Origin of the sequence: Streptomyces sp. NPDC017991 (assembly GCF_044328075.1) — a bacterium.
Taxonomy (GTDB): Bacteria; Actinomycetota; Actinomycetes; order Streptomycetales; family Streptomycetaceae; genus Streptomyces.
Genome location: NZ_JBIRGP010000013.1, coordinates 301,192 through 323,001, shown reverse-complemented (window position 1 = coordinate 323,001; position 21,810 = coordinate 301,192). Strand labels below are relative to the sequence as shown.

Here is a 21,810-nt window from a genome sequence, read left to right as displayed (position 1 = left end):
GGAACATGGCGCAGAGCAGTGTGCGTGGGGAGGGGGCTCGCCCACGCGACTCGCACGCGGGGGAACGAAGCCGGAGTGACGGTTCCTCGGATACGGGTGAATCGAGCGGCGGCGACTCCACGCAGGCGCGGCAGGTACCGGCGGCGCGGACCGCGCCGGGCGGGAACGGCGGCGACGACGGCGGGGACGGCGGCAGACGGGCGAGCCGGCGGGGCGGCAAACCCCGGCGCATACTCCGGTGGTTCGCGCTGGTCCTGGCGGTACTGATACTCGGGACGGCCGGCGCCGGATACCTCTACTACCGCCATCTGAACGGCAACATAGCCAAGGGCAAGCGCAACAACGGTGAGTCGGACGTCAAGAGGACGGAGCCCAACGCGGCCGGTCAGACGCCGCTGAACATCCTGTTGCTCGGCTCCGACAGCCGCAACTCGAAAGAGAACGTGAAGCTCGGCGGCAGCAAGGACCAGGTGGGCAGCAAGCCGCTGGCCGACGTCCAGATGCTGGTTCATGTCTCCGCGGACCGCAAGAGCGCCTCCGTCGTGAGCATCCCGCGGGACACCCGGGTGAAGATCCCCGAGTGCGAGGATCCCGAGACCGGGGAGAAGTACCCCGAGACGAACAACATCATCAACATGTCGCTGCAGCGCGGCGGGGCCGGCTGCACGCTGGCCACCTGGCAGAACCTCACGGGTGTCTACATCGACCACTGGATGATGGTCGACTTCGGCGGCGTGGTGAAGATGGCGGACGCCATCGGCGGCGTCGAGGTCTGTGTGCGGCAGAACGTGTGGGACCGCTCGCTGCCGGGCGTCTCCGGCGGTTCCGGTCTGAAGCTGAAGGCGGGCAGCCACAAGATCAAGGGGAAGCAGGCCCTGCAGTGGCTGCGCACCCGGCACGCCTTCGAGAGCGACCTGGGCCGCGCCAAGGCCCAGCACATGTACATGAACTCGATGATCCGCACGCTGAAGGGCCAGAACGCCTTCACCGACAGCGGCAGGCTGATGGGGCTGGCCGAGGCGGCCACCGACTCCCTTGAGGTCTCCGAGGAGATCGGCACGGTCAAGAAGCTGTACGACCTGGCGATGAAGCTCAAGTCCGTGCCGATGGACCGGTTCACCATGACGACCATGCCCACGGTGCCGGACCCGCTGGACCCCAACCACCTGGTTCCCAAGCCCGCGGACGCGGACAAGGTGTGGTCGATGGTCCGGGGCGACGTGTCCTTCGACAAGGGCGGCAAGAGCGGCAAGGGCGAGAGCGGCGCGTCCGCGAGCCCGACGGCGACCGGGCCGGCGGCGGCACCCGCGGAGGGGCTGGCCGTCACGGTCGTCAACGGCACGGCCGGCGACGACAGCGAGCTGGCGCCGGTGGGCAGCCGGGCTACGGCGATCGCGGGCGCCCTGCAGGGCAAGGGGTTCGCCAGGGCCACCGCGAACGCGCAGGCCGATCCCAGCTCGCGGACGCAGGTCACGTACCCGAAGAGCTCGGGGGCGCAGGGCAGGGCGAACGCGCTGTCCGTGGCCGAGGCCGTCGGTGTGCCGAGCAGTCAGGTACGCGCCACGGCCGACGCCGTCACCACCACCCTGACCGTCGGCAGTGACTGGCGGGAGGGCACGTCCTATCCGAAGCAGGACACTCCCGACGCGGGTGACCTGCCCGCGAGCGCGGACGCCCTCAACGGCTCCGAGAAGGACGCCTGCATGCCCGTGTACAAGCCGTACCAGTACTGAGCTCAGTACTGGGTCCGGTACCGAGTTCGGCGCCGGAGCGGCGAGGGGCCGGGACCACTGTCACGACGACAGCGGTTCCGGCCCCTCGGCAGTTCGGGTTCCCGGCGCTCAGGTCTCGCTCAGTACCGCGGGACGGCGGGACGCGATGACCTTCTTGGCCAGCGCCTTGGGGCTGGTGAGGAAGCCCCAGCCCCACGACATGTGCATGGTCGCCAACGCCACCGGGATCCGCAGCCGTGCCTTCAGACTGAGTCCCTTGCCCGCGGGCAGCGAGCCGGCCGCGATCGCGACCAGGTAGCCGAGGGGGACCAGGAAGCCCCAGGGGGTCACCGCCGCGCCCACCACGAGGCCGAGGATGATCGCGACGACCGCCGTCGGCGGCGCCAGGTAGCGCAGGTTGATGGAGCCGGAGTGGTAGCGCGCCACGACATGGCGCCAACGGCCGTAGTCCTTGTACTGCTTGGCCAGGGCCTGCATCGAGGGGCGCGGACGGTACGAGACCCGCAGCTCGGGCGAGAACCAGATCAGGCCGCCCGCCTCCCTGATCCGGAAGTTCAGCTCCCAGTCCTGGGCGCGGACGAACTCCTCGTTGTAGCCGCCCTGTTGCTCCAGCGCCGCCCGCCGGAAGACACCGAGGTAGACCGTGTCCGCGGGACCCGCCTGGCCGCCCGTGTGGAAGGCCGCGTTGCCCACGCCGATCTTCGAGGTCATGGCGGCGGCGACCGCGTGCTCCCAGTCGTTCTCGCCCTCGGCGTGCATGATGCCGCCGACGTTCTGCGCGCCGGTCTCCTCCAGGAGCCGCACGGCGGTCGCGATGTAGTTCGGCGAGAGCATGCCGTGCCCGTCGACGCGGACGACGATCGGGTGGCGGGACGCCTTGATCGCGGCGTTCAGCGCGGCGGGGGTGCGGCCGGTCGGGTTCGGGACCGTGTGCACCCGGGGGTCCTCGCGTACGAGTTCGGCCGCGATCTCCTCCGTACGGTCCGTGGAGGGACCGATGGCGATCACGACCTCCATCTCGCCCGCGTACTGCTGGGCGAGGATCGCTTGGACGGCTCCGCGCAGATGCCGTTCCTCGTTGAGGACGGGCATGATCACGGATACGGCGGGAAGCTGCACGGCGGGTTCGGCGTTCATCGCGGATTACGTTACCGCGAACGGGGGACACCGACGCGCGCCGCCCGGTCCCTGCACCGGGCAGCAGATCGTATGGGCCTACGGTGCTCACGGACCCCCACACCCGGCCGACGCGGAGGTGTCCGCCTTGCCCACCCCGCCCAGCTCCCCCGCTCCTCCCCCGCGACAGCGCCCGGTACGGCAGCCCGTACGGGCCGGCCGGCCGCAGTGGGCCACGCGGGTGGCGACCGCGCTGTCCGTGGCGGTGCTCGCGGCGGCCGGCGTCGGACACGCGGTGGTCACCGGTCTCGACTCCGACATCCACCGGATCGACCCCTTCAAGGACATGAAGAACCGGCCCGCCCGCGGCCACGGCATGAACGTGCTCCTGGTCGGCACCGACGGCCGGGACCGGATCACCGCGCGGGAGAGGGAGGAGTACCGGCTCGGCGGCGCCCCCTGCCACTGCACGGACACGGTCATGATCGTGCACCTGTCCGAGGACCGGCGGCGGGCCAGCGTGGTGAGCCTGCCGCGCGACTCGTACGCCGAGACGCCCGCGCACATCGACCGGACCACCGGCGACCGGCACAAGGCGCACCCGGTCAAGCTGAACGCGGCGTACGCGGAGGGCGGGCCGCAGCTGACCGTGCGCACGGTCGAGAAGATGACCGACGTGAAGATCGACCACTATCTGGAGGTCGACTTCATCAGCTTCATGAAGACCGTGGACGTGCTGGGCGGGGTGCGGATCTGCACGGTCCGTCCGCTCAAGGACACGGTCACCGGTCTCGACCTCGGGACCGGCACGCACGATCTGAACGGCGGACAGGCACTGCAGTACGTGCGTTCGCGGCACGTGGACGGGGCCTCCGACCTCGGCCGGATGCAGCGTCAGCAGCGGTTCCTGGCAGCGCTGATCGCGCGGGCCACGTCGTCCGGGGTGCTGCTCAACCCGATCAGGTTCCGCGACGTGACGCAGTCCGTGCTCGGTTCCGTGCGGGCGGACAAGGGCTTCGGGACGAACGAACTCATCGCCCTGGGGCGGGCGATGCGGGGCTTCTCGCCGTCGTCCTCGGAGTTCACGACCGTGCCGATCGGGCAGATGGGGTACGCCGTGAAGGGCATCGGCTCGACGCTGAAGTGGGACGCGAAGAAGGCGGGGCGGCTCTTCGGGACCCTGCGCGACGACAAGCCGCTCGCTCCGCACCGGGTGCGGTCCAAGGTGCACGGCGTCGAGGTGGCTCCGCAGCAGATCCGGGTGCAGGTCGAGAACGGGACCATGACCTCCGGGCTGGGGCGGCGGGTCGACAGTGGGCTGGCCGGGACGGGGTTCCGTACGACGCGGGCGCCGGTGAACGCGCAGGACCGGACGTTGCGGCGGACCGTCGTGCGGTACGACCCCCGCTGGGACCGGTCCGCGAAGTCGCTCGCGGCGGCGCTGCCGGGCAGTGAGCTGCACGCGGTCACCGGGCAGGGGCCGGTGATGAAGGTGCTCGCGGGGGCGGACTTCTCGGGGGTCCGCAAGGTCCGGGCGGACGATCCGGGGCGGGGGGAGTTCGACACGGTCACCGGCGACGAGGTGATCTGCCCGTAGCCGGACACCACCGGGTAGCACCCGCCCCTAAAGGGGCGCGGGGAACTGCGCGGCCAGCCACGGTGGACCCGCGGGTGCAGGACGGCCTGCTTTCAGGGGCGCGGGGAACGGCGCAATCTCTCTGGGGGCGCGGGGAACGGCGCAGTCATTTGGGGGCGCGGGGAACGGCGCAGTCTTTTGGGGTGGCTCCGCCGGGCCGCAGGCGGGGGTGGGCTAGTCCAGGCCCTCCGCCGCGCGGCGCTCGCGCAGGTCCAGAATGGCCCGACGGCGGGCCAGACGATGCCGGCGCCGGATCTGCGCCTCCTGGTACCGCCGCTCGTCCCGCTCGGTCTCCGGACACACAGGCGGCACCCGCCGCGGCTTCCCGTCCGCGTCCACCGCCGCGAAGACGAGATACGCCGACCCCACCTGCTGCGGCGGCGTCGACTCGTTCCACCGCTCGGCGAGCACCCGGACACCGACCTCCATGGACGTCCGCCCGGTCCAGTTGACCTGCGCCTTCACATGGACCAGGTCACCCACGCGTACGGGTTCCAGGAACGCCATCTCGTCCATGGACGCGGTGACGGCGGGCCCGCCCGAGTGCCGCCCCGCCACAGCCCCCGCCGCGTCGTCGACCAGCTTCATGATCACTCCACCGTGCACCGTCCCCAGGAGGTTGGTGTCGTTGTGGCTCATGATGTGGCTGAGGGTGGTCCGGGACGCCGAAGTCGGCTTGCCCGGAATATCGGATTCCGGGTTGGTGGCCTGGTCTGTCATGTCGCCACCCTATGCCGGGGCGCGCGGGACCCGCTTTGCATCAGCTTGGCAACAGCCCTGATCCGATTTTCCGAAGACCCTTGTATGCCACACCCTCGGGCACTGCACACTGGGTCGCATGAACGATTGGCCCCAGGGATGGTCCGGAAACAACGGCGGCGACCGCCAAGGCCGTGGCAGCGCGAGCGCCCAGCCCGAGGGTGCCCGCGTGATGCGACAGGTGCAGCGCGGCCCGGGCGGCGCCCCGCACTCCTCGGCGCCTCCCCAGGGGGTCCCGCCGCAGCAGTCGTACACCGACGGTCACGGTGACAACGGCTACGGCGGATACAACACGGGGCAGGTCTACGGGGGCGGCGGCGGTACGCAGGGCCCCGACGGCGGACCCGGCCGCCCCGCGCCGAACTGGCGCCGGCGGATCAAGTGGATCTCGATCACCGTGGTCACGCTGTTCGTCGTGGTCTCCGTCGGCACGTACTTCTGGGCCGACTCCAAGCTCAACCGGGACGTCGACCTGTCGAAGGTCATCGACCGTCCCGACGCGGGCGAGGGCACGAACTACCTGATCGTCGGCTCCGACAGCCGCGAGGGCATGTCCGCCGAGGAGAAGAAGAAGCTCCACACGGGCTCCGCCGACGGCAAGCGCACGGACTCGATGATGATCCTGCACGTCGGTGACAACGGGAACACGATGGTCTCCCTGCCCCGCGACTCGAACGTGACAATCCCCACCTTCAAGGGCTCCGAGTCCGGCAAGACCTTCCAGGGCACCGGCCGCCAGGTGAAGCTGAACGCGGCGTACGCGGAGGACGGCCCCGAGCTGCTCGTACGGACCGTCGAGGCCAACACGGGACTGCGCATCGACCACTACGCGGAGATCGGCTTCGCCGGCTTCGCGAAGATCGTCGACTCCGTCGGCGGCGTGGAGATCGAGATCCCCAAGGGCGGCATGAAGGACACCAAGTCCGGCGCCGACTTCGAGGCGGGCAAGCAGACCCTCAACGGCGAGCAGTCCCTGGCCTTCGTCCGCACCCGGTACGCGCTCGCGGGCAGCGACCTGGACCGTACGAAGAACCAGCAGAAGTTCCTCTCGGCGCTCGCCAACCAGACGGCGACCCCCTCCACGGTCCTCAACCCCTTCAAGCTGTACCCGACCCTGAGCTCCGGCCTCGACACCCTCACCGTCGACAAGGACATGTCCCTGTGGGACCTCGGCTCGATGTTCCTGGCCATGAAGGGCGTCACCAGCGGCGACGGCAAGTCCATGAACATGCCGATCTCGGGCAACACCGGCAACGGCAACCTCCAGTGGGACACCGCCAAGGTCAAGCAGCTGGTCGAGCAGCTGAAGAACGACGAGAAGGTCACGGTGACGAGCAGCCGGTAGGCAGTACCGGTCCCCGCCGTCACGGCATGCGAGAGGCCCCCGGAACCAGTGGTTCGGTTCCGGGGGCCTCTCGCATGCCGCGCAAGGTGCCTTACGGCAGGTGTCCTACAGCAGGTGTCCTACGGCAGGTGTCCTACGGCAGGTTGCGGGCCATCACGATCCGCTGGACCTGGTTGGTGCCCTCATAGATCTACGTGCTTCACGACTCATACGGCTCTGACCTGCACAGACACCCCTCTTGATAGGGCCCCTCCCCAGCATTTCCCCATGATCGTCAAAAGTCTGCCCAGGTCGGCGCGGTACTGGCGACAGCCTCCCCGACCGGACGGAGGAGCGGCAGGCTTCGGGGAGGTTACGCGGTTTCCCGTTCCGTCAACCGTGATCGCTTGACCCGCGCGGCCTGGCCTCGGGAGCATCAACCCAGATGCTGGGAACTGGCAGCAGCATGGGAGAGGGGAACCCGGACTATGAAAGTCACCAAGCTGGTCAGCACGTGCGACATCAAGGACTGTCCGACGATCTACGCGACGGATCGCGGCACGCTCTTGGTCCAGGGCGAGACTCCGGCGGACCACGGGCTTCGGATTCCCGCTCATGAAACCCTGGTCGAGATCCCGTTGGAACTGATCCAGAAGGCCATCCGTGACAACCTCATCTAGGACTCTCGGCAACCTCTTCGACGTGTTCGAGCGTGAGGCATTCCGACTGGAAACCCTGGACGACTACAGCCAATCCGGGAACGTTGACGCGTATCACGCGTTCCTGGCCGGAGAGTCGCAGCCGGACGACTACAACGCGGGCTGGGTCGAAGAACTCCGCTCACACACCGACAAGGGGAAGCGGGTCTACCGGGTGCACATTCTGTCCCGCCCGCTCACGGACTACCTTAAGTTCGAACTCGGCTGGGGCTACCAGAAGAACACAGCCGGGGGCGAGGAGTTCTTCATCCTGGACATCACCCACAAACCCAACCCCTTGCAGAACGTTCCGGATTTCTGGTTCTTCGACTCCGATTCCGTGGCCGTGATGAACTACGACGGAACGGGGAAGTATCTGGGTTCGGAAGTACTTTCTCCGAAACGAACGGCGGAATTCAGGCGGTATCGTGACGCGGCACTCGCGCACGCGGAACCGTTCGCCGAGTGGTGGGCTAAGCACGGGACGTGAACAGAGCACAGCTTGGAGCCGCGCTGCGGGCGCTGCGAGTGGCATCCGGTAAGGAAGCCAAAGCGGTAGCCCGTAGCGCTCTCATGTCCCCGTCCAAGCTGTCCAAGATCGAGAATGCGAAGCTGGCACCCAGTTCGACAGACGTAGAGCGCATTCTGACCGCCATCGGCGTCTCGGACCAGGTCAAGGCGGAGTACTCAGAGGCCGCACGCGCATCGGCGACAGAGGCGACAGCGTGGCGCCTGCTCAAGCGGATCGGGGTCCACAAAGGCCAGCAGGCTGCCAAGGCCCTGGAAGCCCAGATGTCGACGCTGCGACTGTTTCAGCCCGCACTGGTGCCGGGTCTGCTCCAGACTCCGGAGTACATCCGGGCCATTCTGCAACGCCATAACCTGAGTGAAGATGCGCTCACTCGGACGATCAATGGTCGACTTGAACGGCAAGCAATCCTCTACGACAACACGAAATCACTGCAGTTTATCATCACGGAACCCGTTCTTCACTGGCGAATCGTGTCGCCACAGATGATGGCTGCACAGCTTGACCGCATCGTCTCCATTTCGCGACTCTCCCACGTGGACATTCGCATAGTTCCCCTGAAAGTTCAGCAACGAGATATTGCGAATCACGCGTTCGTAATCCGCGACGACCGCATGGTGACGGTGGAAACGGTTCACGCGGAGGTCGTCGTCACTGATCCACGGGACGTGGGTCTTTACGTCGACAAATTTGATGGATTTCAACGAATAGCACTGACCGGCGAAGATATGCGGAATCTGATTGAAGACATCCGCGACGATTTTTTGCGGGAACAGGAAACAGGCTAGAGACTCAACCGTGGCCCGCAGAAAATAGGCGCCATGGTGAGCGACAGCAGGGCACACGGGACCGGAGCGGCTGATCATCTGGGCAGCAGTGAGGCCCGACAGTTCCTCTCCCGTCTCTCCGGAGCATTCGGCGTCGGCGGCGTACTCACGATGCACAGGAGCACCCCCGGCCCCGAGGGCGCCGACCTGGCGCCCGGTTCGGCCTTGCGCTGGCCCCGCTGCGAGTGCGGAAGCGCGAAGTGCCCTGACTACAAACCCCCACCGAACCGCCCGACAGAGGGACTGAGCACCCGAGTTGCTGAGTCCAACGCGCGGAGCCGTAGGGGTGGGCTGTGAGCATCAGAGCGACCATGCGTCACGTGATGCACCGGATCACTGAGCATCCCGACACGGGCGTCACCTTCGAGGCCGAGTGCCTGCACTGCAAGTGGAAGGCGACACCTTCCGATGACTCGGCATCCGTTGACGTGGAGTGCCTAAGCCATACCGGCCGGTCTGGGCACGCGAGTTTCCGGCGCATTCGTACGTCGTTCGCGATGGTCGTTCGCGCCGAGTAGAGCCCCTACCGCATGTGCGGGGGTGTGAACTTCCGTCCGACATGGGCGGCGGCGGTCACTCATGACCGCGATCAGTTGAGAGGAAGGTGCAGTAATGCAGAACGGAATTGATCTGTACGCACTCGACATCAGCGGGGCCTCATTCGTGAAGGCGTGCGGGGGGGGGGGGGGGAACACCCACCCGGACGGCGAGTCGTGCGTGACCTTGGCCCGGATCGGTGATGGCCTCTGGGCGGTCGGTGACAGCAAGCGGCCTCAGGCGCAACCGCTGCGGTTCACCACGGAGGAACTGGACGCGGCCGGTATCGACCCGGCGCACTTCGGCCTCACTATCTGATCCTCCCCTCCCGTCAGTCGGGCCGGGTCCATCCCCCGTCCCTGGGTCCGGCCCGGCTGGCACCTCTCGAACGGGAACGATTCGTGCACCACCACGGCTATCTGTGGACCGGCCCGAAAGAGCGCTTCGACCAGGAAGCACTACGACGGCCCGTGCATCCTGAGCCGCCCCCGGCCGGAAGTAGGCCGGAACTGATTCAGCGGTACCGCGAGGTAGCCGCCGAGTTCCCCACTTCGGATCTGCCGCCATTGGAAACGGCGTACTGGCTTATCAAGCCGCGTTCCTTAGTTCGTGGTACCTGGGATGAGGCCAAGGAAGCAGCGGCCTGGTTCGGGGAACAGTTGGCCGAGTACGCGCACCGGTTCGCCGCCGAGAGGGACCGCGACACCACCCACCTGGCCACGCTGGTCAACTCCGTTGCTGAGCGGCTGGAATCGGGGGCGGATGTGTCGTTCGGCTTCTACCTCGAACGCCCCTCGTATCTGTCCCTGGCAGTGGTGGCCTGCTCCCCGAATCGCGCTAATCCTGAACTGGCCTGCCCAGTCGCATGATCAAAGCAACAAAGAAGCCCCGGCCACCGGCCGGGGCTGTTTCTTTGGTTGGTCAGAGCAGTGCGCGGAAGGGGTTGGAGTCGGCGGGCGGTTCCGGGCGCTTCGGTTCCGCCGCAGGCTCGGAAGCCTGCTTGGGCGCCGGGCGGTAAGCATCGAGGCGAACGACTCGCGCGCGGTTCTGCTCACGCTCCGCGCTGGCCGGCCGGGCCTCTGCGTGACGGGAAGTGTCCCGCTTCTGGTCGCTGCCCGTGCTGGCCGGGTGCGGCACGGAGTCACCGAAAGCGTCACCGCGGAGTGAGAAAATGGTGGCTGGTCGGCCGGTCTTGCCCGCCCGTTCCACGGTCACCGCGATTCCGGTCAGTTCCTTGACCTCCGCGGCAGTCGCCCCCACATACGGGAGTACCTGAGAGGACGTAGCGCGTCCGCCGTGCATTTCGATCCGGGCCCGCACCTTGTCCTCAAGGCTGAGCGGCTGACGCTTCACCTTCGGAGAGGTAGCCCCCTTCGTGATCCGGACGGCGTCCTGGACGGACCGGCGAACCAGAGTGAAGGCAGCCGACAGCATCTCTCCCGTAATGGTCTCGGAGCACTCGGAGGCGGCCAGGCAGGCAGCGACCCTGAGCGTCTGCTCTGCGGTCCGTTCAATGAACACGGCCTGCCCCTCGGGCAGGATCTCGCCCAAGATGCGCGCATACCGGCGCACGATCCGCCACAGCGGCCGGGCATCCTCCGCAAGCTTGATCACGCGCTGCCGGGCAGTGGCCCAACCGTAGGCGTCGGAGAGGTCCCGCCCGTCCACCTCGGGCGGGCTCACCCGGTCGTCATCCAGCAGAGGCACCGACCCCAGCAGGAACGGAAGAATGCGGCTGTAAGAGCCGCCCGCCGCTTCCGACTCACCCACATACTTCGCCCAGTCAGAGGGCGTGACGTGACAGTGCAGAACCATGGCGGGGTCGCGTACTTCCTGCGCCTCTTCCTTGGTGGTGTTCCGCAGCGTTGCGCCATCCCACGCGCTCCGTAGCTTGGTCGTGAACGACGCATCCCGCTTCACTCTGCGCAGTACCTCTGACCACTCTTCCTCACACACGAAACTGCGGACGTCCATCCGGCCCATCGGCAGGACTCTGGGGATAGCTCCGGCGTGCCACCACGTAGCCGGAACCGTGGCGCGCGCCCTCCCCATCTGCTGCGGAGAGCAGAGAAAGCAACTCGCCACAGTGGTCCGGCTCATCCGCTCCGGGGCGCTGCTGCATGACGGATTGCAATTCTCGGTAGCTCAACTCCGGATCGTAGGTGGGAAGGGTCGCCACGATGGGGGCCCAGCCCAAAGGAACCATCCCGGTTTGCGCTGCCACTTCGCTCGAACTCCGTTTCCGCCTGCTCCGGCCAGAAGCCCGGCCACCCCTCGCATACCTCTTCGTCAGCCGCCTCCAGCAGCGCAGTCGCCCACCGCTCCAACTCGGTCTGTCCCGGCTCGTCCACGGGCGGGATTGTCTTGGTCACGTAGCCCTCTCAGCAAACAAAAAGCCCCCGAATCAACCTCGGGGGCGTGCGCCTAGTTCAGTTCTTCACTTCTGGTTGTCCAACCACTTTTCCAGGTCGGCCGGTCGGCAGCGGAGGGACTGACCCACCTTCCGGAACGGAATTTCCTCTCGCTGCCAATTGCCGTACACCCACGACCGGGGCTTGTTCAAGTACTCGGCCACGCTGTCCACAGTCATCAGCTTGTTCATCCGTCCTCCAGGAAAAGAAAACCCCCGAGTCGCCTCGGGGGTAGTTGGATGTGCGGTTCGGGAAGAGTCTTACTAACCGTCCGCGCTCACCATGGCGTCCAGCACTGCCTTGGACTTCTCAGTCAGTTCGCCTCCGGCCTTACCGGCAAGCGTGCTCAGAAACCCGTCCCGACGCGCTTTCTTCAAGTGGTCCTTGACCGTCTCGGGGCGACGCTTGATTAGCCGGGCCAACCACGGAACAGGGGCAGGGGCACCACTGTCGGCCATCCCTGTGTACGTGGCAGCAAGCATCGCCAAGTACCGCTCGGATACCCCCTCATTGGCCAGGAGCAGACCGGCTGCCTCTCCAGACTCGTCGAGCCTCGTCGCAACGTTCTCCAACGTGCGCTGAGCCTGCGGGGCCATCTTGGCCACGTTCATTGCTGCCGCGATGTCCAGCCTGCGGAGCACGGTGGTGGAGATACCCCGAACCGCGTCACGAGGGGGCGCGTCGTCGGCGGGCTCCACGGTCATGCGCTGCGGTCCCCCGGTCACCGGCCCAGTCGGCCACCACATCCGGACCACCCAGCTTCCTTGCTGCTGAGTGATCTCGAACCCGCTCTCATCTGCTTCCATACCTCTCACTGTAGCACCACACAGGGTGGTCCACCCTGTGTTGACAGCCCAGGGTGGTCATGACGCAAACTTGGCACCGGGCCCCGCTGGTGGGGTTCAGAGATCAGAAGGGGCGGGCACGCCAGTGGCAAGGTCTTGGGTAGCGAGATCGAAGGACGACCCGAAGAAGTGGACGGCTTTTTGGTACGACCCTGACGGCAAGCAGCGGCAAAAGTCGTTCGAGACAAAGAAGCGGGCCGAGGACCAGCGCAAGCGCAAGGAACAGGAACTCGACGCTGGGACCTACCTCGACGACCGGTTGGGCAAGCAGCCCGTGACGGCTGTCTGGGAGCAGTGGACAAATCAAAGGAAGCTGGAGAACAGCACCAAGAAGCAGTACCGGTCCATCCAGAAGACAACCCTTGAACCATTCTTCAAGGCCCGTTCCATCGTGTCCCTGAAGGTCGCTGACATTGAGCAGTGGCTCTTGTGGATGGAGCAGGACCGGAAGCTGTCGGCTCGCACACGGCGTCAGCGGTTCTCGTTCTTCTCCGGGATGATGGACTGGGCCGTCGTCAACGAGATCATCGGCCGGAACCCGTGCAAGAAGGTCAAGGGTGCCGGGAGCCGCGCCAAGGAGATCAGGGAGCACAAGAGCACCGCACGCCGACTCACGACGCGGGAAGTCCTGGCGATGCTGGATGCCGCTCCTCCGCGATACCGCGCGATGCTATGGCTCATGGCCGGGTGCGGCCTGCGACTGGGTGAAGCCATGGCGGTGTCCCGCGATCAGATCGACTTCAAGGCCGAGACGCTTCGCATCGACTTCCAGATTGCGGAGGACGGAGATACCGAATCGGGGAAGAACAGCGCCATCCAGCGTCGGCACATCAAGGCTCGTGACGAAGGGGAGCCAGGACGAACCGTCCCCCTGCCACCTAACGTCGCCTTCGAGCTTCGACGGCACATCAGAAACCACGGCCTATGGGGGACGGAACGACTCCTCTTCCCCAACGTGACGCGGACCGGGTACCTCTACGCGTCGTACTTCTACCCGAAGATCTGGATGGAGGCTCTGGGCAAGGGCCAGGTGAAGTACTGCAAGGCTCACTCACTCCGGCACTACTACGGGTCGCGGCTGCTGTACGCCGGAGTCCCCGAGAACGACGTGGCCGACTGGATGGGCCACAGCAGCACGGACGTACTGAGGGAGTACTACCACTACATCTTCGAAGGGGCCGAGCAGCGTGGCCGGGCCGCCATCGCAACGATGTTGACGCCCGGCGCGGACGACCCCACGGAGGCGTCAGAGGTTGCCTGATCGACGTACGACAACAGCCCCCGGCATCGCGCCGGGGGCTGCATTGTTTGTGCAGGTCAGTAGCCGTTTTCAACCCGGCATCTACCCAGGATTCCCCCAGTGTGACGCCCAGGAACGGCCCTGATCGGGCCGCAACGGCCAGAAGGCCAGAGACGCCCCATCAAGCCCTTGAAACAGCCTCTGAACTGCAAGAATCCTGCTACGGCAGGTTCCTCGCCATGACGATCCGCTGGACCTGATTCGTGCCCTCATAAATCTGCGTGATCTTGGCGTCGCGCATCATGCGCTCGACCGGGTAGTCACGGGTGTAGCCGTAGCCGCCGAGGAGCTGGACGGCATCGGTGGTGACCTCCATGGCGACGTCGGAGGCGAAGCATTTGGCCGCGGCCCCCTGGAAGGTGAGGTCCTTGTCGCCGCGCTCGGACTTGGCCGCCGCCGCGTACGTGAGCTGGCGGGCGGCCTCGATCTTCATGGCCATGTCGGCGAGCATGAACTGGATGCCCTGGAAGTCGCCGATCGGCTTGCCGAACTGCTTGCGCTCCTGGACGTACCCCTTGGCGTAGTCGAGCGCGCCCTGCGCGATGCCGAGCGCCTGCGCGGCGATCGTGATGCGGGTGTGGTCCAGAGTCTTCATCGCGGTGGCGAAGCCCGTGCCCTCCTCGCCGATCATGCGGTCGGCCGGGATGCGGACGTTGTCGAGGTAGACCTCGCGCGTCGGGCTGCCCTTGATGCCGAGCTTGCGCTCGGGGGCGCCGAAGGAGACACCCTCGTCGGACTTCTCCACGACGAACGCCGAGATGCCCTTCGAGCGCTTGGTGGGGTCGGTCACGGCCATCACCGTGTAGTACTCCGACTCGCCGGCGTTGGTGATCCAGCGCTTCACGCCGTTCAGGACGTAGAAGTCGCCGTCCCGGACCGCCCGCGTCTTCATACCGGCCGCGTCCGAACCGGCGTCCGGCTCGGAGAGACAGTACGAGAACATGCCGTCGCCCTTGGCCAGCGGCGTCATGTACTTCTTCTTCAGGTCCTCGGAACCCGAGAGGATGACGGGCAGCGAGCCGAGCTTGTTCACCGCGGGGATCAGGGACGAGGACGCGCAGACCCGCGCCACCTCCTCGATCACGATGACCGTGGCCAGCGCGTCCGCGCCGGTGCCGCCGTACGACTCCGGTACGTGCACCGCGTGCAGGTCGGCCGCGACCAGCGCGTCCAGGGCCTCCTGGGGGAAGCGGGCCTCCTCGTCCACGGCCGCGGCATGCGGCGCGATCTTCGCCTCGGCCAGTGAGCGGATCGCGTCCCGGAGCATGTCGTGCTCCTCGGACGGGCGGTACAGGTCGAAATCAGCCGATCCGGCCAAGGTGTCTCACGCTCCAAAGATGCAGTGACGCTGTGACGCTGACGCTAACTACCGTTAAGTAACCCGTTGCGTAACCCAGATTTTAGGGGTCCGGACATGCCAGTGATACGTGAGTTTGGCGACAGGCGCCGATGCGAGGGGAATCCTGCCCGGTGCGGGGCTCGAACACGCCCCGACTATGCTCGGTCGGCGCATGCGCGGCACACCGCGGCGCACCTGTGACGGCTACCTCCTGGAGCATCCATGGCCCTCAAGATCACCGTGATCGGTACCGGCTATCTCGGCGCCACGCATGCCGCCGCCATGGCCGAGCTCGGTTTCGAGGTGCTGGGCCTGGACGTGGTGCCCGAGAAGATCGAGATGCTCCAGCGGGGCGAGGTCCCGATGTACGAGCCCGGTCTTGAGGAGCTGCTGCGCAAGCATGTCGTCGGTATCGAGGGGTCCAGCGGGCGGCTGCGGTTCACCATGGACTTCGCCGAGGTCGCGGAGTTCGGTGACGTCCACTTCGTCTGTGTGAACACCCCGCAGAAGCACGGCGAGTACGCCTGCGACATGTCGTACGTCGACTCCGCCTTCGCCTCGCTGGCGCCCCACCTCACCGGGCCCGCCCTGGTCGTCGGCAAGTCCACCGTGCCCGTCGGGTCGGCGGACCGGCTGGCCCGCACGCTCACCGGGCTGGCCCCGGCGGGCGAGGAGGTCGAGCTGGCCTGGAACCCGGAGTTCCTGCGCGAGGGCTTCGCCGTCCAGGACACCCTGCACCCCGACCGGATCGTCGCCGGAATCCGCAGCGAGCGCGCCGAGAAGCTGCTGCGCGAGGTGTACGCGACGCCGCTGTCCGAGGGCACGCCCTTCGTGGTGACCGACTTCCCGACCGCCGAGCTGGTGAAGACCGCCGCGAACTCCTTCCTCGCCACCAAGATCTCCTTCATCAACGCGATGGCCGAGGTCTGCGAGGCCGGCGGCGGTGATGTCGTGAAGCTCGCCGAGGCGATCGGGCACGACGACCGGATCGGGAAGAAGTTCCTGCGCGCGGGCATCGGCTTCGGCGGCGGCTGTCTGCCGAAGGACATCCGCGCTTTCATGGCCCGCGCGGGCGAGCTGGGCGCCGACCAGGCGCTCACCTTCCTGCGCGAGATCGACTCCATCAACATGCGGCGGCGCGGCCAGATGGTGGAGATGACGCGCGAGGCGCTGGGCGGCAGTTCCTTCCTCGGCAAGCGGATCGCGGTGCTCGGCGCGACGTTCAAGCCCGACTCGGACGACGTCCGGGACTCCCCGGCGCTGAACGTCGCGGGCCAGATCCACCTCCAGGGCGGCCAGGTCACCGTCTACGACCCCAAGGGCATGGACAACGCGCGCCGCCTCTTCCCCACCCTCGGGTACGCCGAGACGGCCGTGGACGCCGTCCGCGGGGCGCACGCCGTCCTGCACCTCACCGAGTGGCGCGAGTTCCGCGAGCTGGACCCGGCGGCGCTGGGCGAGGTCGCCACGGACCGGGTGGTGCTGGACGGCCGCAACGCGCTCGACCCGGCCGTGTGGCGGGCGGCGGGCTGGACGTACCGCGCGATGGGCCGCCCGACGGCCTGAAAGCCTCAACCACCTGTCCCGAGGAGAAGATCATGGCTCTCGCGAAGCTGGGCTCCGTCGTCCTGGACTGTCCCGACCCGCACGCGCTCGCCGCGTTCTACGCCGGTCTCCTCGGCGGCACGATCGAGGACAACGGCGACTGGCTCGACCTGCGGCTGCCGGAGCCGGCGGGCGGGACGCTGGCGTTCCAGGCCGCCCCCGGACACGTACCGCCGGAGTGGCCCTCGCCCCGGGCCTCGCAGCAGTTCCATCTGGACCTGACGGTTGAGGACCTGGACGCGGCGGAGGCGGAGGTCCTTGCCCTGGGCGCCAAGGTGCTGGACGCGGCGGACCGCACGCGCACCTGGCGGACGTACGCGGACCCGGCGGGCCATCCGTTCTGCCTCTGTACCGGCTGAGCTAACCGTCGAGTTCGGCGATCCGCGCCATGGACGGCTCGCGGCGCTGCCGGGCGGCGCGGGAGGTGAAGTCCGCGCTGCGCAGGACGCGTTGGACGTTGCCCCAGGTGAGCAGGGCCAGATCGGTCTCGGACCAGCCGCGGCCGAGGAGTTCGGCGATCAGCCGCGGATAGCCCGAGGCGTCGGACAGGTCCTGCGGGTGCGCGGCCCCGGAGTCGTACGTCCCCGAGAGACCGACGCACTCGGGCCCCGCGAGTTCCCGTACGTGGTCCAGGTGGTCGGCGACGTCCCGGACCGTGGGGCCCGTCTGCTCGGCGGTCAGCGGGACCAGGCACAGGCCCTGGGTGGCGCCGAGTTCGGCGAGCACGTCGTCGGGGAGGTTCGCCGGGTGCGGGCGCAGGGCGCGGGCGGCGGAGCGGGTGCACAGCACCGGGGCCTTGGAGATGGTGAGGGCTCGGCGGACGGTGGCGTCCGAGGCACCGGAGAGGTCGGCGAGCACGCCCAGGCGGTTCATCTCGCGCACGACCTCCTCGCCGAACCGGGTCAGCCCGTTCTCGCCGGCCCAGGACGCGCCGGAGAGGGTGAGGACGCGCAGGCCGAGGGCGTGCAGCGCGCGCAGGATGCCCAGGGAGTCGTCCAGGGCGGCCGCGCCCGCCGGACCGAGCAGCACGGCGACCCGCCCGCAGTTCCTGGCGTCCGTGACCTGGGCCGCGCTGTGGGCCATCCGCAGGCCTTCCGGATGGGCCGCGACCACGGTCTTCACGAGATCGAGCTGCTCCAGTGTCGCGCCCACGGCCCGTTCGCCCACGAGGCCTCCGGGCAGATGCAGCGACCAGAACAACGCTCCCACGTGTCCCTCGCGGAGCCGGGGCAGGTCCGTGTCGACCGCGCTCTCGCCGAGTTCGAGGTCGTACCAGGACAGGCGCCGCAGGGCCCAGGGCAGACCGCTGTAGCCGTCCGCGACGGGGTGGTCGGCGAGGAGGGTGTGTGCGCGGGCCAGGGGGTCGGCGCCGCTCTCGCTCTCGCTCTCGCCGGCGAGTGCGGGGGCGGCTGCGGCCTCGGCGGCACGCGGCTCGAACCCGCCGCTTCGTGGCTCGGGATGATCCAGGTCCAGTTCCCCGACCTCTGCGGTGGAGTGCAGTTCGTCCTGCAGATCAGCCATATGAGGCTCCGGGGTCCGGTGGTACCGACAGGTGGCTCCACCGTGCCACGGGACGCGCCCGGCTTCACGGCGAAAGAGCCGTTCGGGCGACGCCCACGCCCCACCGGGCAGGGGTTTGCGGCTGCGGGCCCGGTGGGGGCTTGTCGCGCAGTTCCCCGCGCCCCTGGGGGCGGGCACCGGCCGTCTTGTGGCCGCGGGCACGTCGTGGCTGAGCGCGCAGTTCCCCGCGCCCCTAAAAGACGCCCGGCCTCCCCCACGCCCGCCCGACGCACGTGGCCAGCCCCCACCCCTAAGGGGCGCGGGGAACGGCGCGACAAGCCCCCACCGGCCCGCAGCCATAAGACGGCCGGTGCCCCCCCAGGGGCGCGGGGAACTGCGCGACCAGCCCCCACCAACCCGCAGCCGAAAGACGGGCCGGTCTCCCCCAGGGGCGCGGGGAACTGCGCGACCAGCCCCCACCGGGCCGCAGGTGCAGACCGGTCGTCCCAGGCAGGGGTGCCGGGATACGCGCCCCGAGCGGAGCTACCCGCACTCCTCCGCCCGCGCCAGCAAGAACGACCGCTCCCGCTCGTTACGAGCGAGCCCGGCCGCCCGGGCGAACTCCCCCGCCGCCTCCGCCGTACGACCGAGCCGCACCAGCAGATCCCCCCGAACACTCGGCAGCAAGTGGTACTCACGCAACGCCGGCTCACCCACGAGCGCGTCCACCAGGGCCAGCGCCACCCCCGGCCCCTCGGCCATCGACACGGCAACGGCCCGGTTCAGCTCGACGACCGGCGACGGCGCCCGCACGGCGAGCATCCCGTACAGCGTGACGATCCGCCCCCAGTCGGTCTCCGCGTACGTGAGCGCGTGCGCGTGACACGCGGCGATCGCGGCCTGCAGCACGTACGGCCCCGGCCCGCCCCCCGAAGACACCGCCTCCGCCCGGCCCAGCGCGGCGAACCCCCGCCGGATGAGCACCCGGTTCCACCGGGCCCGGCTCTGGTCCTTGAGCAGCACGGGCTCCCCCGCGGGCCCGGTCCGCGCGGCCGACCGCGACGCCTGCAACTCCAACAGCGCGGCCAGCCCGTGCACTTCGGGCTCCTTGGGCAGCAGCTCGGCCAGCACACGCGCGAGCCGCAGCGCGTCCTCGCAGAGCGCGGGCCGAAGCCAGTCGTCCCCGGCCGTGGCCGCGTACCCCTCGTTGAAGATCAGGTAGATGACCTCCAGTACGGAGCCGAGCCGCGCCTCGCGTTCGGGCCCGTACGGCACCTCGAAGGGAACGCCCTTCGCGGCGAGTGTCCGTTTGGCGCGCACGATGCGCTGGGCGAGGGTCTTCTCCGGGGTGAGGAAGGCACGGGCGATCTCGGCGGTGGTCAGTCCGCCGAGCAGCCGCAGGGTGAGGGCGATCCGGGCCTCGGCGGACAGCACGGGATGACAGGCCGTGAAGACCAGCCGCAGCAGGTCGTCGTCGATGTCGTCCGGGTCGGCGGGCTCGTCGAGATGGCTCTGCGCCCCGGACGTCTCCAGGTCACGCCCCATCTCCGCCAGCTTGCGCGCATACCGCTCGCGCCGGCGTACGAGGTCGATCGCCCGGTGCTTGGCGGTGGCCGTGAGCCAGGCCCCGGGGTTGTCCGGTACCCCGTCCCTCGGCCACTGCTCCAGCGCCGCGACCAGCGCGTCCTGTGCCAGCTCCTCCGCGATCGCGACGTCCCGCACGATGCGTGCGACCCCGGCGATGATGCGGGGCGACTCCATCCGGAAGACGGTCTCGATGGTGCGGTCGGGATCCTGGGCGGGGGTATCTGGCGTCACGCTCCACCATCAGACACCCCCGGACCCGTACGGCCAAGCCCGAGCCCAAGCCAGAACCCGAGCCCAGGACCAGGCCCGAGGCCATGCCCGCGGCCAAGCCCAGGCCTGCGGCCAAGCCCAAGGCCGAAGCCAAGGGCCACCCGTCGCGCTCAGCCTTCGACGATCTCCCGCACCTCGCAGGTCACCGTCCAGTGGGCCTCGTGGATCTGCAGGAACCGCTTGGTCCACTCGACCGCCTCGGCCCTGTCCTTGGCCTGGAGCATCGCGTACCCGCCGACGACCTCCTTGGCCTCGGTGAACGGCCCGTCGGTGACGGACAGTTCGCCGCCCTCCCAGCGCACCCGGGTGCCCTGCGCGGTCGGCGTCAGCCCGGAGGTGTCCAGCAGTACGCCGGCCTTCGTCATCTCCTCGATCAGCTCGCCCATCCGCTCCATGAGCGCGTCGCTCGGACCCTCGGCGGGGGCGTTCTGCTCGTCGATACGGATCATCGACAGGTAACGCGGCATGGTGACTCCCTGAGTCCTCGGCACGGAGCCGGGGCTGATCCCCGTCTCTTCTCGCCTCTCACCCATGCGTCGAACGACCGACGCCGGGATCGACACACCCACCGAACTTCATCGGAGTCTCTTCAGCCACCTCAGCCGATCCGGTCACTTCAGTGACTCCCACAGCTTTCCCGCCTCCGGCTCCTCCGCCACCACCCGGTTGGGGTTGGACGGCGCGGGGACCACCGGCATCGTCACGGTCTCGGTGTAGGTGGAGGAAAGGGACTTCAGGCTCTGGCCGAGGCCCATGAGTTCGGTCAGGGAGTTCAGGCCCGTGTCCGTGGTGAGGCTGCCGGTGAGCGCGTCGGCGACGCCGTACAGCCGGGTGGGACTGGTGAGGAGGTTGCTGGCGGAGACCTGGTCGAGGAGCCCCTTCACCAGTTTCTGCTGGAGACCTATCCGGCCGAGGTCGCTGCCGTCGCCTATGCCGTGCCGGGTACGGGCCAGGGCCAGCGCGTCCGCGCCGTCGAGGTGGTGGGTGCCCGCCTCCAGTTCGAGGTGGCTGTCCTCGTCGGAGATGTCGTCGTCGGTCGTCACCGTGACCCCGCCCAGCGCGTCCACCAGATCGGCGAAGCCGGCGAAGTCGATCTCGATGTAGTGGTCCATGCGGACGTCCGTCATGGTCTCCACCGTCTTGACCGCACAGACGGGCCCGCCGACCGAGTACGCGCTGTTGAACATCACGCCGTACGCCTCCGCCGTCGAACCGCCCGAGTCCAGCGGGCAGGAGGGGCGGGTGACGAGGGTGTCGCGCGGGATGCTCACCACGGTCGCCTCCGAGCGGCCCTCGTCGACATGGATGATCATCGCCGTGTCGGAGCGGGCGCCCTCACTGCTGCCGCCGCCGAGCGCCTTGTTGCGCTTGCCGCTGCGCGAGTCCGAGCCGAGGACCAGGATGTTGAGCGCGCCGCTGGGCAGCGGGGTGGCGGACTCGGGGCCCGTCGGGGTGGTCACGGCCCTGGCCGGGCGGTTGTCGCCGAGCACGCTGTCGATGTCGACGCTCTTGATGTTGTGGTTCAGATGCCAGTACACCCACGCGGCCCCGGCCATCGAGCCGACGAGTACGCAACTGAGGGCGATGCCCGTCACCTTGAACAGCCTCGACCGGCCGGACCACCACGACCGTCCCCCGACGCCACCGCCGCCGTCACCATCAGCGCCGCCACCGCCGCCGGGCGGTATCGCGGCGTCCTCGCCCCCGGACCCGTCTTCTCCGCTCACGCCCACACTCCCGGTCACAGGAAGAACATAAGTCCGAATTATTTCAACAAGGAACCACTTCCCGGCT

At 68.3% G+C, this 21,810-nt stretch carries 21 protein-coding genes; 11 read left to right on the top strand and 10 right to left on the bottom strand.

Annotated features, from left to right (window positions below):
- Positions 1-5 precede the first annotated feature (5 nt).
- Positions 6-1,733 (top strand): LCP family protein, encoded by a 1,728-nt coding sequence (locus tag ACH4DZ_RS33800; protein ID WP_398291590.1) that lies wholly within the window; start codon positions 6-8, stop codon positions 1,731-1,733.
- Between the two features lie 108 nt (positions 1,734-1,841).
- Here the strand turns inward: ACH4DZ_RS33800 and ACH4DZ_RS33795 are convergent, their stop codons facing one another.
- A complete protein-coding gene (locus ACH4DZ_RS33795; protein WP_398291588.1) occupies positions 1,842-2,870 on the bottom strand; it encodes a glycosyltransferase family 2 protein in 1,029 nt (342 codons plus the stop codon).
- Positions 2,871-2,988: 118 nt separating this feature from the next.
- Here ACH4DZ_RS33795 and ACH4DZ_RS33790 point away from each other — a divergent pair, with 118 nt between their 5' ends.
- The gene (locus tag ACH4DZ_RS33790) at positions 2,989-4,446 is read left to right on the top strand and encodes an LCP family protein (protein WP_398291586.1); all 1,458 of its coding nucleotides are present in this window, start codon (positions 2,989-2,991) and stop codon (positions 4,444-4,446) included.
- Positions 4,447-4,659: 213 nt separating this feature from the next.
- Here ACH4DZ_RS33790 and ACH4DZ_RS33785 read toward each other — a convergent pair whose 3' ends face one another.
- A complete protein-coding gene (locus tag ACH4DZ_RS33785) occupies positions 4,660-5,205 on the bottom strand; it encodes an acyl-CoA thioesterase (protein WP_398291584.1) in 546 nt (181 codons plus the stop codon).
- Between the two features lie 118 nt (positions 5,206-5,323).
- Here ACH4DZ_RS33785 and ACH4DZ_RS33780 point away from each other — a divergent pair, with 118 nt between their 5' ends.
- From ACH4DZ_RS33780 to ACH4DZ_RS33755, 6 genes are all read left to right on the top strand, one after another.
- Positions 5,324-6,589 (top strand): LCP family protein, encoded by a 1,266-nt coding sequence (locus tag ACH4DZ_RS33780; RefSeq protein WP_398291582.1) that lies wholly within the window; start codon positions 5,324-5,326, stop codon positions 6,587-6,589.
- 467 nt (positions 6,590-7,056) lie between these two features.
- The gene (locus ACH4DZ_RS33775; RefSeq protein WP_398291580.1) at positions 7,057-7,248 is read left to right on the top strand and encodes a hypothetical protein; all 192 of its coding nucleotides are present in this window, start codon (positions 7,057-7,059) and stop codon (positions 7,246-7,248) included.
- Positions 7,232-7,756 (top strand): DUF6879 family protein, encoded by a 525-nt coding sequence (locus tag ACH4DZ_RS33770; RefSeq protein ID WP_398291578.1) that lies wholly within the window; start codon positions 7,232-7,234, stop codon positions 7,754-7,756. Before ACH4DZ_RS33775 ends, ACH4DZ_RS33770 begins: the two co-directional genes overlap by 17 nt.
- On the top strand, positions 7,753-8,583 hold the full coding sequence (locus ACH4DZ_RS33765; RefSeq protein WP_398291576.1) for a helix-turn-helix domain-containing protein: 831 nt from the start codon (positions 7,753-7,755) through the stop codon (positions 8,581-8,583). The genes ACH4DZ_RS33770 and ACH4DZ_RS33765 overlap by 4 nt, the downstream gene beginning before the upstream one ends.
- A 651-nt stretch (positions 8,584-9,234) precedes the next feature.
- Entirely contained in the window at positions 9,235-9,477 is a 243-nt protein-coding gene (locus ACH4DZ_RS33760) for a DUF397 domain-containing protein (protein WP_398291574.1), read from the top strand.
- 83 nt (positions 9,478-9,560) lie between these two features.
- Entirely contained in the window at positions 9,561-10,028 is a 468-nt protein-coding gene (locus ACH4DZ_RS33755) for a hypothetical protein (protein WP_398291572.1), read from the top strand.
- A gap of 52 nt (positions 10,029-10,080) precedes the next feature.
- Here ACH4DZ_RS33755 and ACH4DZ_RS33750 read toward each other — a convergent pair whose 3' ends face one another.
- The 3 genes from ACH4DZ_RS33750 to ACH4DZ_RS33740 all read right to left on the bottom strand — a co-directional run bounded on the left by ACH4DZ_RS33750 (position 10,081) and on the right by ACH4DZ_RS33740 (position 12,376).
- A complete protein-coding gene (locus ACH4DZ_RS33750; RefSeq protein ID WP_398291570.1) occupies positions 10,081-11,142 on the bottom strand; it encodes a DUF3987 domain-containing protein in 1,062 nt (353 codons plus the stop codon).
- A gap of 454 nt (positions 11,143-11,596) precedes the next feature.
- On the bottom strand, positions 11,597-11,749 hold the full coding sequence (locus tag ACH4DZ_RS33745) for a helix-turn-helix domain-containing protein (protein WP_398291682.1): 153 nt from the start codon (positions 11,747-11,749) through the stop codon (positions 11,597-11,599).
- An 84-nt stretch (positions 11,750-11,833) separates the two neighbouring features.
- Positions 11,834-12,376 (bottom strand): hypothetical protein, encoded by a 543-nt coding sequence (locus ACH4DZ_RS33740; protein WP_398291568.1) that lies wholly within the window; start codon positions 12,374-12,376, stop codon positions 11,834-11,836.
- Between the two features lie 124 nt (positions 12,377-12,500).
- Here ACH4DZ_RS33740 and ACH4DZ_RS33735 point away from each other — a divergent pair, with 124 nt between their 5' ends.
- Positions 12,501-13,676, top strand: coding sequence for a tyrosine-type recombinase/integrase (locus ACH4DZ_RS33735; protein WP_398291566.1), 1,176 nt, complete (start codon positions 12,501-12,503; stop codon positions 13,674-13,676).
- A 199-nt stretch (positions 13,677-13,875) separates the two neighbouring features.
- Here the strand turns inward: ACH4DZ_RS33735 and ACH4DZ_RS33730 are convergent, their stop codons facing one another.
- Positions 13,876-15,033 carry an acyl-CoA dehydrogenase gene (locus tag ACH4DZ_RS33730; protein WP_398291564.1) on the bottom strand — a complete coding sequence of 386 codons (1,158 nt, stop codon included), beginning with the start codon at positions 15,031-15,033 and terminating at the stop codon, positions 13,876-13,878.
- A gap of 243 nt (positions 15,034-15,276) precedes the next feature.
- On the opposite strand from ACH4DZ_RS33730, the gene ACH4DZ_RS33725 reads away from it, so the two are divergent.
- Together ACH4DZ_RS33725 and ACH4DZ_RS33720 are read left to right on the top strand one after the other, a co-directional pair.
- A complete protein-coding gene (locus ACH4DZ_RS33725; protein ID WP_398291562.1) occupies positions 15,277-16,620 on the top strand; it encodes a UDP-glucose dehydrogenase family protein in 1,344 nt (447 codons plus the stop codon).
- 32 nt (positions 16,621-16,652) lie between these two features.
- On the top strand, positions 16,653-17,018 hold the full coding sequence (locus ACH4DZ_RS33720) for a VOC family protein (protein WP_398291560.1): 366 nt from the start codon (positions 16,653-16,655) through the stop codon (positions 17,016-17,018).
- Position 17,019: 1 nt separating this feature from the next.
- Here ACH4DZ_RS33720 and ACH4DZ_RS33715 read toward each other — a convergent pair whose 3' ends face one another.
- The 4 genes from ACH4DZ_RS33715 to ACH4DZ_RS33700 all read right to left on the bottom strand — a co-directional run bounded on the left by ACH4DZ_RS33715 (position 17,020) and on the right by ACH4DZ_RS33700 (position 21,572).
- Entirely contained in the window at positions 17,020-18,180 is a 1,161-nt protein-coding gene (locus tag ACH4DZ_RS33715; RefSeq protein ID WP_398291558.1) for a dipeptidase, read from the bottom strand.
- 522 nt (positions 18,181-18,702) lie between these two features.
- Entirely contained in the window at positions 18,703-19,920 is a 1,218-nt protein-coding gene (locus ACH4DZ_RS33710) for an RNA polymerase sigma factor (RefSeq protein WP_398291680.1), read from the bottom strand.
- 206 nt (positions 19,921-20,126) lie between these two features.
- Entirely contained in the window at positions 20,127-20,483 is a 357-nt protein-coding gene (locus ACH4DZ_RS33705; protein ID WP_107022241.1) for a YciI family protein, read from the bottom strand.
- 144 nt (positions 20,484-20,627) lie between these two features.
- On the bottom strand, positions 20,628-21,572 hold the full coding sequence (locus ACH4DZ_RS33700; RefSeq protein ID WP_398291678.1) for an LCP family protein: 945 nt from the start codon (positions 21,570-21,572) through the stop codon (positions 20,628-20,630).
- Positions 21,573-21,810 lie beyond the last annotated feature (238 nt).